Below are 15,443 nucleotides of genomic sequence, written 5' to 3'. Positions count from 1 at the left end.
TGGCAAAAGATGCCACCACCATTATTTTTTTAGCGTTGGTCGCGGGGTTTGAATACGTCCGCGCCGATCACGCGTGGGACTACTTTGGGTGCATCACCTAGAAGGTCACGCAAATTCCCTTCCCGCTCAGCTTGCTGCAGTATCCCTTTCACACCACCGCGTCGTGTGCGTGGTGTAGTCCGCCGACGATTCTCACGACCCCCACCACCACTGGCACCCCCAGCGCCAGCACCACCCATGGGTGCCCCACCCATCATTGTTGAGCCCCGACCTGAAGAACCAGCAGCACCAGCCCCCGACGACCCCTGCCCAACATTCGACCCTGTACCCGAACCTGAGCCTGTTCCCCCGCCACCTACGTGGCCACCCCGGCTCGAACCAGACCCCGAACCAGACCCCGACCCGGAGCCTGTTCCGGAGCCTGTTCCACCCGCGTTTCCGCGAAGCCCACCAGCATTATATGCACCACCTGCACCGGAACGAGAACCACCACCACTGTTACTGCCACCAGCTCCCACTCCGCCTGATGAGCCATGCCCACCTGCAACTGGTGCACCCCCAACACCATAGCCTGTACCTGAGCCGACTCCAGCACTGGTGCCACGACCGCCAGTACCATGCTGGTTGAACGCACCAGACTGGCTACCAGCAGTATTCACTCCACCTAGTCCACCGGCACCTGCTATGGGGTTCATTCCACCTGGTCCACCGGTATTTGGTCCCCAGCTTGTGGTGCTTGCGCCGAGGCTGTTTGCCCCACCGGGGTATTGATGCATATTCAAGGGGTTGACCACATTCGGGTCAAACCCGAGCGTGGCTTGTTGTGATGCGACAGTATCTAGCACCTGTTCTGCTAGTACGTGTGGTTCAATGCCCATCCCTGTGGCAGTCTGTGAGGTTCGCATGATTCCTCCTCCTGCATATCCTTGGCTTATTGCAGCTTGTGATTGGCCACCACCGGTACCGGCAGATGTAGGTTCCATGAGATTGCGGATTACCGGCATCGCTGCTGTGATGCTTGTTGATAGTGCTTCTTTGAACCCAATTAGATACATTTCTTCGGCTTGCTTTTTTATTAATGCACCGACTTGGGTTGTTTGCATTGCTTCAAGGGAGGCGATAGCTGCCCCGACAGCGGATGTAAATGAGGGTGCGATCATGGCAAGCTGTGATACTGACTGTGACATCAGTCCTGCGTTATGTGCGAAATTTGCACTGGCATTCGCCATTTCAATGATTCGTGGTGCAGCGGCATCAAATACCTCTCCGCGGTTTGATGCGGTCATATCAGTAGCAACCTGCCGTAACTTGGTGCTCATATCTGATAAATCAGTCGACAGGTTCGCCCATGTAGCTGCAGCATCCAACGCCCCAGCATTGTTCGTTGACATCAGCCCTGATAATAACTCCTGAAGCGATGAAGCTCGTGAGGTCACAGGCGTAGGAAAATCAAAGGCTTCAAAACCAAGCTCCGGGCGTACCGGATACCTAACCCCAGAGACCTGCGGTGTGCCACCATTTTCAACAGCATCAATCGCTTCAGCGAAAAACCGATCCATCCCAGATAACGCATCTAAATTCGCGTGAAGATTCCGCCCCAACCACTGCACCTGGCGTTTTAAGGCGGCCATCATCTCTTTTGCGCTACCAACAGAGCCTTCCAGTACCTGACCATGATAGCGGCCCATCTGATCCAAACCACTCACAGAAGAAAAACCATCAAGCAGACCAGTATCCTTAAATGCTGAACCTATTGCTGCAAAGTCGTGAATAGATCCCAACGCGTCGATACTCTCGACGAGTTGCTGAACATCAATATGTAGTGATGTCATTTGTATCCTCCTTTAACTCGAATTTTTTGTAGGACTTCAAAAGCCCTGCGGCAAAGCTCATCCCGCCCAAGTGACTCTTCCCAAGCATTGGTATAAACCACGCTCAAACGGCCATGGGTGGTACTAACCGCAGCACTGCAGTGCTTATCTTCATTGCCAATCTCATTGAAATACACCCGATCATCCGCATCTGGGAACGTCGCATCAATCATCAACCCACGGGATCTAATCCCTTCAAAAGTCACAAAATGTGTGTCGATGTTATACACACCGAATTGATGAGGGACTTGCATGCCACAATCAATCAACGACCCATCGTGACGTGTCCGACCCACTTTTTTAGCCCTAGTTCCGCGAGATCATCAGCAGTGAATTCATCGCAGGGGTTATAGAGTTTTTGTGTTCGATCCATCGGATCGAACGCTTCCACGTATTCACGATCCGGTGGAAGCGGAATCATCGACGACACTGACGCTGGCTGTGTTGTTTCAGACGGCAGCGCTGTCTGCTGTGTTTCAGGCGCAACAGTCGATGCTGCGCCAGCATCAGTGCTGACACTGTTATCCGCGCAGCCAGATGTAAACACGCACGCAGCAACAAGCACTGGGATAAAAGCTGTACGTAGATTCACGTATTCTCCTCTCCAAGTAGAAAACACTCGTCTTAGCCGAGGCGCCAACAAAACGCCTCTATTTATATGAGACTGAAAAAACACCTTTTGCGTTCCCAAACGGGGGTAGCCCCAATTGCCCCCGCTGCTGTCTCAGGGTAAAAAATCACTCGTAACCGCCCTTGACCCGCAGTTTTTGTAGTACTTCATAAGCCCTGCGGCAAAGCACGTCCCGCCCAAGTGGCGTACCCCCAATGTTGGTGTACACCACGCTCAGGCGCCCATGAGTGGTACTAACCGCAGCATTGCAGTGCTTATCTTCATTGCCAATCTCATTGAAATACACCCGATCATCCGCATCTGGGAACGTCGCGTCAATCATCAACCCACGGGATCTAATCCCTTCAAAAGTCACAAAATGTGTGTCGATGTTATACACACCGAGTTGATGAGGGTTTTTCATGCCACAATCAATCAACGACCCATCGTGACGTGTCCGACCCACTTTTTTTAGCCCTATTTCCGCGAGATCATCAGCAGTGAATTCATCGCAGGGGTTATAGAGTTTTTGTGTTCGATCCATCGGATCGAACGCTTCCACGTATTCACGATCCGGTGGAAGCGGAATCATCAACGACACTGACGCAGGCTGTGTTGTTTCAGACGGCAGCGCTGTCTGCTGTGTTTCAGGCGCAACAGTCGATGCTGCGCCAGCATCAGTGCTGACACTGTTATCCGCGCAGCCAGATGTAAACACGCACGCAGCAACAAGCACTGGGATAAAAGCTGTACGTAGATTCACGTATTCTCCTCTCCAAGTAGAAAACACTCGTCTTAGCCGAGGCGCCAACAAAACGCCTCTATTTATATGAGACTGAAAAAACACCTTTTGCGTTCCCAAACAGGGGTGTCCCCCAATTACCCCCACTGCTGCCTGTAAGAGCACTGCCTGCTGAGCGGAACTTTTCTTGATGGTTATTAGAAAAAATCGGATGAACCAATCACTACCGGGGCTGAGTCTCAAGCCCCTTGGATTACACAGTGATGGCGCACATCGTCTTGTTTGATGCGCGCCAGCAGTGATAGTGAAGGGGTGTTGTGGTGGCGTCGATACGCACCACTCCCCCTGCTCCAGTCCCCCGCAGTACTGGATATACACTCATTTCCCCGCCACTTGGTTCAGTATTGCTACTGATGTGAAGGGGTGAAAATAAGAACAAGGGCTGGGAGTGTACAACTTGATTCGTTGTATACTTCCAGCCCTTAAGCTTTAATTAGAGACTAGTCGCGCCAGCCACGGTCGCCACCGCGGTCACGGCCACGTCCGCCGCGATCGTCGCGGTCACGGCCGCCACGGAAACCGCCGCGTCCACCACGATCATCACGATCACGGCCGCCACGGAAACCACCGCGTCCGCCACGATCATCACGATCACGGCCACCGCGGAAACCGCCGCGTCCGCCACGATCACCGCGGTCGCTGCGCTCAGCACGATCCATGGAGGCACCAGTGGTGTCGCGTTCCATGGAGATCAGCTGGCCGGAGATGCGGGTGTCGCGCAGGTTGTCGAACACGGAGGATGGCAGATCCTTGGGCAGTTCCACCAAGGTGTGGTCGACAGCGATGGTGATGCGACCGAAGTCCTTATTGGACAGGCCACCCTCGTTTGCCAAAGCGCCAACGATGGCACCTGGGCGCACGTGCTGACGCTTGCCCACGGCAAGACGGTACACAGCCATGTCCTTGTCGGAGCGTGCGAAACGGTTGCCGCGCTCGCCACGGACACCGCGGTCGCCACGACGGTCGTCGCGGTCAAAGCGGTCGCGTCCACCACGACGATCGTCACGATCGAAACGGTCTCGGCCACGGTCGCCACGATCACGGTCGCGGCGCTTCTCAGCTGGCATTTCCTTCAGCAGGAATTCATCGCCGGCGCGGGCCTGGGTGGCCAGTGCAGCTGCAATATCTTCCAGCGGAACGTCATGCTCTTCAGAGTATGCCTTGACCAAGGAGCGGAAGATTGCTACCTGGGAATCTTCGAGGGATGCGGTGATGGAATCGGCGAACTTTTCCTTGCGGGATGCGTTGACTTCATCCACGGTTGGCAAGTTCATCTCTTCCAGCGGTGCGTTGGTTGCGCGCTCAATGTTGCGCAGGAAACGACGCTCACGTGGGGTGACGAACAAGATTGCTTCACCGCTGCGGCCTGCACGGCCGGTACGGCCGATGCGGTGCACATACGATTCGGTATCGGTTGGGATATCGAAGTTCAACACGTGCGAGATGCGCTCAACGTCCAGGCCACGTGCCGCGACGTCGGTAGCAACAAGGATGTCGAGACGGCCGTCCTTGAGCTGGTCGACGGTGCGCTCACGCTGTGCCTGAGCGATGTCACCGTTGATGGCGGCTGCGGAGAATCCGCGTGCGCGCAGCTTCTCAGCCAGCTCTTCAGTTTCGTGCTTGGTGCGCACGAACATGATCATGGCCTCGAACTCGGTAACTTCGAGAATGCGGGTCAGTGCGTCCAGCTTGTTGCGGTGTGCAACGTTGAGGAAGCGCTGGGTGATGTTGGTGTTGGTGCGGGTTTGCGACTTCACCTGGATTTCGCGCGGATCATTCATGTACTCGCGGGAAATGCGGCGGATGCTGTTTGGCATCGTTGCGGAGAACAGTGCAACCTGCTTGTCATCTGGGGTGTCTTCCAGAATGCGCTCAACATCTTCCTGGAAGCCCATGTTGAGCATCTCGTCTGCTTCGTCGAGCACGAGGAAGCGCAGGGCGGAGATGTCCAGGGAGCCCTTTTGCAGGTGGTCGATGATTCGACCTGGGGTGCCTACAACGATCTGCGCACCGCGGCGCAGGCCGGACAGCTGGATGCCATATGCCTGGCCACCGTAGATGGGCAGGACGGAGATGTTTTCACCGAGGTGATCGGCGAAAGATTGGAAGGAGTCTGCCACCTGTAGGGCAAGCTCGCGGGTAGGTGCCAGCACCAGTGCTTGGGGGTGGCGCGTTTTGGCGTCGATACGCGACAAGATGGGCAGTGCGAATGCTGCGGTCTTGCCGGTACCGGTCTGCGCGAGACCCAGGACGTCGTGTCCTTCTAGCAGTACTGGGATTGTTTGCGCCTGGATAGGCGATGGGGTTTCGAATCCGACCTTTGCCACAGCCTTCAGTACGGCTTTTGGCAGACCCAAATCAGCGAAAGTTGGGCCCGCTGGCACTGCTGCGGTTTCACCTTCTGAGTCACTCTGGTCTTTTTCTTCGTTGTCTACGTCTTCGGTAGAGCCGGTGGCCTCAGAAGTGTCCGCAACCCTGGCGTCATCTTCGACCAGTACCTGTTCAAGGGTGACTGGTGCGTCGACTGCCTGCGAATTTTCCTGAGATTCCGACACAATATTCTCATCCAGCTCAATCGCGCCGCTGGTAGCGTCATCGGTAATACTCATTGCTCGTCCACGTTACGCTACCAAACGCCCTCACCGCGAATTTAGTGACCAGCGTCCTACCTGCACTAATTTGCTACCCGCGCCACCACCGCCCCGCTCGCTTATCGACGCCAACTCCCCCACCGCAGTTTCGTGCCACACTACCGTGCTCAGCGTACGCTTTTCGACGCCATCCAGCCACACACTCCCCAATATCATAGAACAAAAATACGAAAAAAATAATTAAAAATACAGTTAATACATATTTTGTCCGTATTTTTATTCGCTAAGCTGGAGAAAAAGTTTCGATGGTTTTCTACTCTGATTCTGTGTGGTTGCGTTGTACTAGGAAGGGTTGAAGGTATGAGTTCTAGCGTTTTTGTTGATTCGAAGTTCAGTACTGCCTGTGGTGTTAACACTTTGCGTGGTTCTTTTGGGAAAATGGCGGGTGTGAATAGCAACGAAAACCTCCCGCTTTTGTCTTCTCTTGAGATTTGCGCTGGCGCTGGCGGTCAAGCTTTGGGCTTGGAGCGGGCTGGTTTTTCGCATGCCGCCGTTGTGGAAATTGATAATTGGGCTGCAGAAACTTTACGTTTAAACCGCGCGAAGGCCGGCCCCCACGGTCCGTGGCCTGTGTTTGAGATGGATGTGCACGATTTCGATGGTGCCGCCTATACAAACTCGATTGATCTTTTCGCCGGTGGGGTCCCTTGCCCACCGTTTTCGGTTGCCGGTAAGCAGTTAGGTGCAGAAGATGAACGCGACTTATTCCCCCGCGCGTTGGAGCTAATCTCCCAGATCAATCCTCGTGCCGTGTTGCTTGAAAATGTGAAGGGCTTGGCGCAGAAGCGTTTTGATTCTTACCGTCAGGAAATCATCAGCACACTTGACGCTCTGGGCTATTCCGTTTTCTGGCGTTTGGTCTACGCCTCCGATTTTGGTGTGCCACAGTTGCGTCCGCGCTTCATCCTCGTCGCGCTCAAGCATGAGTATGCTGACTATTTTTGCTGGCCGGAGCGTGTTAGCGACCCACCTTCGGTTGGTGAGGCTTTGGAGAAACTCATGGGTGCTAATGGTTGGCCTGGCGCAAAACTGTGGGCGCAGCAGGCAACTTCTATTGCTCCAACGCTAGTGGGTGGTTCGAAGAAGCATGGCGGACCTGATGTGGGGCCGTCGCGTGCACGGGAGGCGTGGAAGAAACTTGGGGTCAAGGGTTCTTCTATTGCTGAGGAGCCACCGCATGAGGATTTCCCTGTGGGCGATGAAGATAATTTGCCTCGACTCACGGTCCCTATGGGTGGTGTGATTCAGGGTTTTCCTGAGGATTGGCAGTGGGCTGGTGGCAAGACTGCGCAGTGGCGTCAGGTGGGTAATGCGTTTCCCCCACCGGTTGCTGCGGCAATTGGCTGCGCGATTCGCGATGCACTGCATAAAGTGGAACTTGCCCAGGATCAATGCCCTGCGGCTGCTTCTAGTATCCCGATTTTCACCTAAGGCTGTTGTGCACCATGTCTGATCTTTCATCTTCTTCTGTTCCTGCCCCAGATCCTGTTTCGTTGGAGTTGGCTCAGAAGCTGATGGATTTTGATCCTGATGGCGTGTTGTGTGCACGGGCGATTCGTAAAGCTTTGGATTTAGTTTATGACGGCCAGCATACGGGGCGTTTTTCGATTGATCAGGTGACCAAGACTGAGGCTGCCCATGTGGGTTCTTTGGTTGAGATTTATTTGCGCCGTGCTCTTGATGGGTTTCTTTCTGACGGTGTTCAGATGGATTTCGCTATTGATGGTGTGGATGTCGATTGCAAGTATTCGAAGCACCCGTTTGGCTGGATGATTCCACGGGAGGCTCTGGGGCATTTTGCCGTGGTGGTTCATGCTGATGACCGTACAAGCTACTGGCATTTGGGTTTTGTTCGGATCACTGAGTCGATTTTGACTCAGGGCAAAAATCGTGACTTGAAGCGTTCGATTACTGCAAAAGGTAGGTCTGCTATCGCTTGGTGTTGGCAGGCGAACTCTCTTCCAGAGAATATTTTGTTGAAGCTTCCTCAGGATGTGGTGGATGGAATTATGGGCCAACCGAGTGGTGCCAAGCGCGTGGATGAACTTTTTCGCCGCACGTTGGGGCGGATTGTTTCTCGCAATGTGATTGCGACGGTGGCCCAGCAGGAGGACTATATGAAGCGGGTACGCTATAACGGCGGTTCGCGTTCCCGGCTTGCACCTGAGGGGATCATCATTTTGGGTGGGGACTATCTCGCGCACCGCAAGATCGCCGAAGACCTCAACATTGTTGTGCCAAACCACGGCGAAATGGTCGCTATTCGCTTAAGCTCCAATTGCAACCCCACTACCCCGCACACAGCGATCATTAACAACACACACTGGTGTGTTGCTTCTGAAAATGATCTCATTGAGTCAGCCCCAAAAGTTCCAAATCCGTCATCCCGAAACTAGGATCTGTAAGTTTTGTACAAACAGGCTTTCCACGACGTAGAGTGCATATCATAACTGGGCGATCCTATTTCGGGGTTGTACATCCGCACTCACAAATGCTAAATCGCACCCCGCCCCCTTGAAACTTTTTTCGAACCATGCAGTCCACAAAACGACTGCGAACACGTCTCTATCCTTCCTTCAAACTAAGGTATTCTCTAAACATGTCAATTTGTGGAGTTGAGTTATTCGCTGGTGGAGGAGGCCTGTTGCTTGGGTCCTCATTAGCCGGAGTCGAACATTTGGCAGCAGTGGAGTGGAACCACTGGGCATGCCAAACTATGCGCGAAAATGCAGCAGCTCAGCATCCACTTGTAAGTGGACTCAATGTGATTGAAGCCGATATTCGCGAAGTAGATTGGGATTCCATTATCCAATCTCGCGAAGTTGACCTAGTGACCGGAGGACCTCCCTGTCAACCATTCTCGTTAGGGGGACTTGCTAGAAGCTCTGACGATTCACGAGACATGTTTCCGCCTGCAGCTAACGTCATTCAAAAGCTCCGCCCTAAAGCTTTTGTTTTCGAAAATGTTAAAGGTCTTACCCGCCCATCATTCGCCGACTATCTGGAATTTATCAAACTACGTCTTACTTACCCCGACATAGTTGCCCGTGAAGATGAAAGTTGGAGAGACCACTTCGCTCGGCTACAACGAGAACATACTTCTACTCGTTCAGAATCCAGTTACAACCTCGTGACTACACTCGTGAATGCTGCGGACTTTGGCGTACCCCAGCACAGGCATCGCCTATTTATCGTAGGTTTTCGTAATGATATCGATGCTAATTGGGCTTTTCCATCGCAAACCCATAGCGGCGGATCACTCGCTTTAGCTCAATCTACTGGAAAATATTGGGAAGAAATGGAAGTTCCAACTTCAGCACGGATCACTATTAGGCGTAAACCTGTGGATGATGGACTTTTACCGTGGGTTACAGTGAGGCAAGCACTCCAAGGACTACCCGACCCTCGATCGGCTGCAGGGAAAAAGAGTAGCAAATGGCTTGATCATGATTTTAAAGACGGTGCACGTTCCTATCCCGGACACACGGGGTCGCCACTGGACTCCCCTTCAAAGGCATTGAAAGCCGGCGTGCATGGAGTACCTGGAGGTGAAAATATGATCCTGTACCCTGACGGCTCAGTCCGCTATTACACAGTACGCGAAGCCGCCCGAATTCAGACTTTCCCTGATGACTATGCATTGCACGGAGCATGGACTGAAGCACTTCGTCAGCTAGGGAATGCTGTTCCAGTCCATCTAGCTCAAATTGTTATGTCTAGCGTGGTGTCGCACCTTGAGTCAGCAACTTCAGGAGAACGGAACTTGAAAAATTACACTCAGCATCTGAAGGTGGTCTAAATTGAAAGCATTTGATCCACTTTCTTATGAAAATTTGGAGAAGTCAATTGCCATTGCCCTTGACAACCAAAAAATCCATCGACTAGATAAATTGGAACAGTTTGAGGGAGCCGGTGTATATGCTCTCTACTACACAGGAGATTTTGAACCATATCGACTTCTTGCAGAATCCAATCGCAAACTCCTTGGATCGTGGGCAATATACATCGGCAAAGCAGAAGCAGAAAACGCTCGTAAGGGATCAGCTGACTACTTCAATGAAGCAGCAGGAACAAAGCTCTTTAAACGCATTCTAGACCACCGCAAATCCATAGCTGCTGCTACGAATCTTATTGTTCAGGATTTTTGGGTTAGGGCCCTACCTGTCATGCCGACTTGGATACCACTTGCAGAAATTATCTCTGTGCGGCTACATCAACCTCTTTGGAATAAGATAGTTGATGGTTTAGGAAACCATGATCCAGGCAGCGGTCGATATAAGGGACAACGACCCCGCTGGGACACACTCCATCCTGGAAGAAAATGGGCAACCCGATTAAACGATCGAAATGAAACCGCCTCAGAAATCTCTAGAGAAGCAGAGAAATACTTAAATGAGGTGGGAGACCCGTTTTCGAGAGTTGAAAACGAAATAGCCCATTCTTTTGAATAACCTTCATTCACAAGCAGTCTGACAACTATTGTTTTGATAGCGTTGTCGTTCAACTACATCGGTCTCCCAATAATTGTCAGACTACTTGTGAATGGTTTCTAGGAAGGATTCATGAGTATGGAAGTTCATGTTGTGGCTTCGTCGTTTACCCCCGCGCAGCAGCGTGAGATTGCGTTGCGTTATGTCAAGCTACGGCGGGGTGAGAAGACTCCTTATGCTGAAAGTTTAGGGCTGCGTCCGCATGTGATTCGGAAGTGGATTTCTGCGTTGGCTGATGGTGATCTCGACAATGAGCGTTTTCCCCGTAAGACTGGGAGTATGACAAAGCGTGATATTTCAGAGGTACAACGACTCCGAGAGCTTTTAGCCCAGCAGCAAGCCCAAGCCGAGCGGGAACAGGAAAAGTTGGTTCGTAAGCTTGCTGAACATAGCGCTCAAGCTGAGCGTGATCGGAAAGAATTTGCCCGCCAACTTGCATTAAAAGATGCTGAGGCTAGTAAGTGGGAAAAGGCTGCTGATGCGTTGGGAAAAGCTATTGCCGTCTTGCACGATCTTGGCGAGCCACACGGCAAGGCGGAAAAATCCTCACAGTAGAACAACAAGAACGTTTCGATGCGTTCGTAACCGAAGATCTTTCCTTGTTCTACGCTTTGGTTGATTTGACCATACCGAAAACACGATGCCACAAGCTTACTGGGCTTGCGCCTTCTAGCCTGCATGAACGCCTTCATCCAGGCTATCGACGCAAGCACAACCCCACCCCGCATCGGTTGCGGCGTAAAGACGTGATGCTCACAGACCAGGAACGTACACTGATCTGCAAACAACTTGATGCCACACCAGAAGTACCCATCCAACAGGTGTACTACCAGCAGTGGGATCACGGGCAGGTCTTGGCAAGTTTAAGCAGCTACTACCGTATGTCAAAGACACCTACGTGTGTCAGCCGTGGACCTAAAACCACCGCTGTGCGTGTGAGTAAAACACCGCGGACAACCCCGCCACAGCTTGTTGCGACCAAACCGTATCAAACCCTGGTGTGGGATATCACCACACTGCCACTACTTACACGAGGGCACAATACGTATCTGCACTGTGTTGTGGACCTGTATTCACGCGCCATCGTCGGATGGGGTATTGATGACCAGCCCAACACCACTGTCGCCGAAGAAATCTTCACCCAGATCATCGCCACTGCTACCAAACAAGGCCATCAGGTTGAAATGATCCATTCCGATAACGGGACTTCAATGAAATCAAGAAAAATGCAGCAATTCTGCCAAACCCATGGCATTGTTCGATCACATTCACGCCCACGCATCAGTGACGATAACCCCCACGTGGAATCATCCTTTGCCACCTTGAAAAACGATCCCACCTACCCGAAAGTTTTCGAGGATAAAAACCACGCCCGAAACTGGATACGCACCTGGGTAGACTACTACAACACCACACGCGCGCATTCAGCACTCGAGTTTTTCACCCCACACCAAATACTAACCAACACCTGGAAAGGAACCTGGGCAATACGCAACTCCGCCAAACAACGGCTCTACGAACAAAACCCCACACGATTTAGACACCAACGCCCACGCGTACGCACGCCCGAACCTGAGGTCTACTTCAATCTCACCAACACCCCCGAGCACCAAGGAAACACAACCCTCATCAACGAATTAATGCAATAACACACACCTACAAAACACCCCCAACTACCCCCAATTTTCACAAGTAATTGACAATAAGCGCCGCACCTATACACTCACCACTTGTTCTTAGGAATCAAATCCAATCTTGAAAAAGCTTGCGATGCGAAGCAGCAGGCCGTCCTTGCCGCCGTTGGCGTCAGATTTTTGTACGGCGCGGCGCATGAGGAAAGTAAGGGGGAACGTCAAAGGCTCAGGAGGGATCGGGATGGGCAGCTTATTAGCCATCTTCAACCGCGTGCGTGGCGTATCCAAGCCCTCCAAAAGATCAAGCATCGTCTCAGCACCAAACCTGGTTGCGCACACGCCCAAACCGGTATAGCCAGCGCTATAGGCAATCGTCTTCTGCTTATTCACCCAATGGAACGCCACCAATTGGGTCGACATATCAATCGCGCCACCCCACGCATGGCTAAACCGCACACCCTTAAGCGCAGGGAAGGTGGAATAAAAGTGATCAGCCAGGCGCATAAACGTCTCATAGCTTTGATCCTGCGAATCCTTCACCTGACGCCCAAAGTGATACACCGCATCCCAGCCCCCAAACAAAATCCGATTGTCTTGCGTCTTGCGGTAATAATGAAACTCCTTGCCGGAATCAGTAATGCCGTTACGCTTCGTCCAGTCGATAGACTCCAATTGCTCCTGAGTCAAGGGGTCCGTCACGAGCGCATAGTCATAGATAGGCACAGTAAACAACTGCAGTTTTTTCACCAGTGCTGGAAAAACATTAGTAGCCAACGCCACCTTCTTCGCAGTCACAACCCCCTCAGGCGTATGCACCAGAGTACATTTCGCCCCAGAATTGAAAGATTCTTCAAGCTCAGTCACCTTTGTGTTTTCGTAAATCTTCACACCCAAGCTGCTGGCGGCGTCGGCAAGCCCCCACGCCAGCTTCGCAGGATGCACAAAAGAATAACCCTCCAACTTCTTCATCGCCGCCAAATACAACGGTGACTGCCCATGACCATGCTTCGAATCAAGATCAATTAGCAATTCAGGCTTCGCAGTCACACTCGGCACCTGATGCGGCTCCGTAGCCACCACCATCACACCAGTATTCTCATATTCCGCATCAATACCGAACTGCTCAATTGTGCGCTCCAACGCAGCAAAATTTTCAGCCGCCAACTCACGAATGATATTTAATTCATCAGCAAAATGCAGACGCCCATTTTCCTCACCATGAGTAAGTTCAGCCTCGCAAAACCCACCGTTGCGCCCGCTAGCAGCCCACGCGATGCGCCTTTTCTCCAACAACACCACTTCCCACTCAGGATGCCGCTGCTTGGCAATCAGCGCAGTCCACAATCCACAAAATCCCCCACCCACCACAACAAGATCAGCCGCCAAATCAGTACTCAAACTCAACCGAGCCGCCGGACGATCTTCACTATCCAACCAAAAAGGAGTAGACGAAGCCTCAGCCAATGCCGCAGCCAACATCGCCGAATCATGCTGCAACCGCTGAGAATAAGACGTTAGCGGAGTAGGCTTTCGAAACTTTTCTATCGGGAGGACACTGAGCAGTGCGCGGACGAGGTTTTTCGACATCGTAGAAACTCTCCTAGAATCATCTCATGCAAATCTCACACCTTATTTAGGGCATTAAAACCACAGGTGGGATGTATATTTCTTGAGTACTGGGGGTGATGCATGGGGTTAAAAATCCCCAATCCCCACCACCCACCCTAGCGCAGGAATCACACCCATGTATAGGGTGGGCACCATATTCCCGTTCACAGGCAAACACACACGCAAAAATGAGAAATAAGCGCATATCACACGCGGTTTTACACAGTGTTGATCGGCTGCTGATCGGGCGTACACACTGTTCATTTCACACACCACATTTTCCAAGAGAGGTGTCCTAATGCAAACCCAGCTCTATATTGACGGAAAGTACGTTGATTCCTCCGACGGGAACACAACACCCATCACCAGCCCCGTCACCGGTGAAGTCATCGCCCAACTATCCGTACCCACCGAAGCAGACCTCAACCACGCAATCGCCGTGGCACGCAAAGGACAAGCACAATGGCGCAAGGTGGGGGTATGGCAGCGGGCAGAAATCCTGCACAAAGTTGGTGATCTCATTGCAGCCAACCGCGAAAAACTATCCCATCTGCTCACCTTGGAACAGGGAAAACCCATCACCGAATCCTATGCCGACGTTGATGAAACCGCAGTTTTGTTCCACCTGCACGCCGAAGATGCAGTGCGGTTGCACGGTGAAACCCTACCCACCCATGACACCAATAAGCGCATGTGGACCTTCTACCAAGCAGTAGGAACATGGGCAATCGTCATCCCCTGGAACTTCCCAGTGCTCATGTTCTCCGAGTTCGCAGCCCCTGGTCTTGCCACTGGCAATGCACTGGTTGTTAAACCCCCAACACATACCGCACTGACCTTGCTCACAATGGTTGAGATTTTGGAAGAAGCAGGACTTCCACCCGGTTTGGTCAATATCCTCCCCGGTGAAGGTGACTTCGGGGCGAAGCTGGTCGCCCATGAGGGTATTGATGCGATCGGATTTATTGGTTCCTCCGCAACTGCGGAGAAGATTGTCAAAACAGCCGGTTTGAAGCGGTGTATCATTGAAGCGTCCGGAAATGGGCCGGTGGTGGTTTTGGATGATGCTGATCTTGCCAAAGCCGCTCAAGCAGCCGTGGTTGGCGCATATTACAACGCGGGCCAAGTGTGCTGCGCTACCGGTCGCGTGTTGGTGCATCGGAATGTGCACAAGGAATTTGTGGAGGAAGTGAAGAAAGCCGCCGCAGAAGCCGTGCTTGGTGATCCTTTCGATGAAAAGACCACCCTTGGCCCCATGAATAACGAACGCACCGCAAGCAAGGTGGATGAGCATCTGAATCAAGCGCGTGAGTTGGGCTTCGATATTGTTGTGGGCGGCAACCGCAGCAAAGACTTCCCCACTGACCTCTACTACGAATTCACCGTGGTGGATAACGTGGATGAAAAGAGTTTGCTGAGCACGGATGAAACCTTCGGTCCTGTGGTTCCGATCATTGTGGGCGAAGACGATGAGGATCTTTTGCGCTTGGCTAATCAAGACGCACTTGGCCTGCAGGGCGCGGTGTTTACGAAAGATTTCGCCCGCGCATACTACTTTGTGGAAAACATGCGCACCGGCCAAGTGATTGTCAATGACAGCAATGGTTATTGGGATATCAACATGCCCTTCGGCGGTGTGGGCGGAACCCGCACCGGCTGGGGTCGCATTGGCGGCAAGCACACCCTGCTCGACATGAGTGATCTACGCACAGGTGTGATTGATCTCAGCTGATCAGATAATGCTCGTGGTTTTCCATAGCTTTCTGAGACAGCACAC

General features: G+C 52.4%; 13 protein-coding genes. 7 read left to right on the top strand and 6 right to left on the bottom strand.

Going from position 1 to position 15,443, the window contains the following annotated elements:
- Nucleotides 1–29: 29 nt before the first annotated feature.
- From CFELI_RS04775 to CFELI_RS04755, 5 genes are all read right to left on the bottom strand, one after another.
- Nucleotides 30–1,832: a hypothetical protein gene (locus CFELI_RS04775; RefSeq protein WP_277105549.1), complete on the bottom strand. Its 1,803-nt coding sequence runs from the start codon at nt 1,830–1,832 to the stop codon at nt 30–32.
- On the bottom strand, nt 1,829–2,167 hold the full coding sequence (locus tag CFELI_RS04770; protein WP_277105550.1) for a hypothetical protein: 339 nt from the start codon (nt 2,165–2,167) through the stop codon (nt 1,829–1,831). The genes CFELI_RS04775 and CFELI_RS04770 overlap by 4 nt, the downstream gene beginning before the upstream one ends.
- Complete coding sequence (locus CFELI_RS04765) at nt 2,137–2,463, bottom strand: hypothetical protein (protein WP_290259608.1); 327 nt, start codon at nt 2,461–2,463, stop codon at nt 2,137–2,139. Before CFELI_RS04765 ends, CFELI_RS04770 begins: the two co-directional genes overlap by 31 nt.
- A gap of 145 nt (nt 2,464–2,608) precedes the next feature.
- Nucleotides 2,609–3,244: a DUF3558 family protein gene (locus CFELI_RS04760; RefSeq protein ID WP_290259605.1), complete on the bottom strand. Its 636-nt coding sequence runs from the start codon at nt 3,242–3,244 to the stop codon at nt 2,609–2,611.
- Between the two features lie 479 nt (nt 3,245–3,723).
- Complete coding sequence (locus CFELI_RS04755; protein WP_277105553.1) at nt 3,724–5,892, bottom strand: DEAD/DEAH box helicase; 2,169 nt, start codon at nt 5,890–5,892, stop codon at nt 3,724–3,726.
- Between the two features lie 420 nt (nt 5,893–6,312).
- Here CFELI_RS04755 and CFELI_RS04750 point away from each other — a divergent pair, with 420 nt between their 5' ends.
- From CFELI_RS04750 to CFELI_RS04725, 6 genes are all read left to right on the top strand, one after another.
- Nucleotides 6,313–7,365 carry a DNA cytosine methyltransferase gene (locus CFELI_RS04750; RefSeq protein WP_277105563.1) on the top strand — a complete coding sequence of 351 codons (1,053 nt, stop codon included), beginning with the start codon at nt 6,313–6,315 and terminating at the stop codon, nt 7,363–7,365.
- A gap of 14 nt (nt 7,366–7,379) precedes the next feature.
- Nucleotides 7,380–8,330 carry a NaeI family type II restriction endonuclease gene (locus CFELI_RS04745; protein ID WP_277105554.1) on the top strand — a complete coding sequence of 317 codons (951 nt, stop codon included), beginning with the start codon at nt 7,380–7,382 and terminating at the stop codon, nt 8,328–8,330.
- Nucleotides 8,331–8,533: 203 nt separating this feature from the next.
- On the top strand, nt 8,534–9,733 hold the full coding sequence (locus CFELI_RS04740; protein ID WP_277105555.1) for a DNA cytosine methyltransferase: 1,200 nt from the start codon (nt 8,534–8,536) through the stop codon (nt 9,731–9,733).
- Between the two features lies 1 nt (nt 9,734).
- Nucleotides 9,735–10,385, top strand: a complete 651-nt coding sequence (locus CFELI_RS04735) for an Eco29kI family restriction endonuclease (protein ID WP_277105556.1) — start codon at nt 9,735–9,737, stop codon at nt 10,383–10,385.
- Between the two features lie 111 nt (nt 10,386–10,496).
- A complete protein-coding gene (locus CFELI_RS04730; RefSeq protein ID WP_290258973.1) occupies nt 10,497–10,979 on the top strand; it encodes a hypothetical protein in 483 nt (160 codons plus the stop codon).
- 44 nt (nt 10,980–11,023) lie between these two features.
- Nucleotides 11,024–12,073, top strand: coding sequence for an IS3 family transposase (locus tag CFELI_RS04725; RefSeq protein WP_290259046.1), 1,050 nt, complete (start codon nt 11,024–11,026; stop codon nt 12,071–12,073).
- 87 nt (nt 12,074–12,160) lie between these two features.
- Here CFELI_RS04725 and CFELI_RS04720 read toward each other — a convergent pair whose 3' ends face one another.
- Nucleotides 12,161–13,645: an NAD(P)/FAD-dependent oxidoreductase gene (locus tag CFELI_RS04720; protein WP_277105361.1), complete on the bottom strand. Its 1,485-nt coding sequence runs from the start codon at nt 13,643–13,645 to the stop codon at nt 12,161–12,163.
- A 319-nt stretch (nt 13,646–13,964) separates the two neighbouring features.
- Here CFELI_RS04720 and CFELI_RS04715 point away from each other — a divergent pair, with 319 nt between their 5' ends.
- Nucleotides 13,965–15,398, top strand: coding sequence for an aldehyde dehydrogenase family protein (locus tag CFELI_RS04715; protein ID WP_277105362.1), 1,434 nt, complete (start codon nt 13,965–13,967; stop codon nt 15,396–15,398).
- Nucleotides 15,399–15,443 lie beyond the last annotated feature (45 nt).

Origin of the sequence: Corynebacterium felinum (assembly GCF_030408755.1) — a bacterium.
Lineage (GTDB): Bacteria > Actinomycetota > Actinomycetes > Mycobacteriales > Mycobacteriaceae > Corynebacterium > Corynebacterium felinum.
Note: the sequence above shows the minus strand (reverse complement) of the source record. Positions and strands in the feature narration are given on the sequence as shown.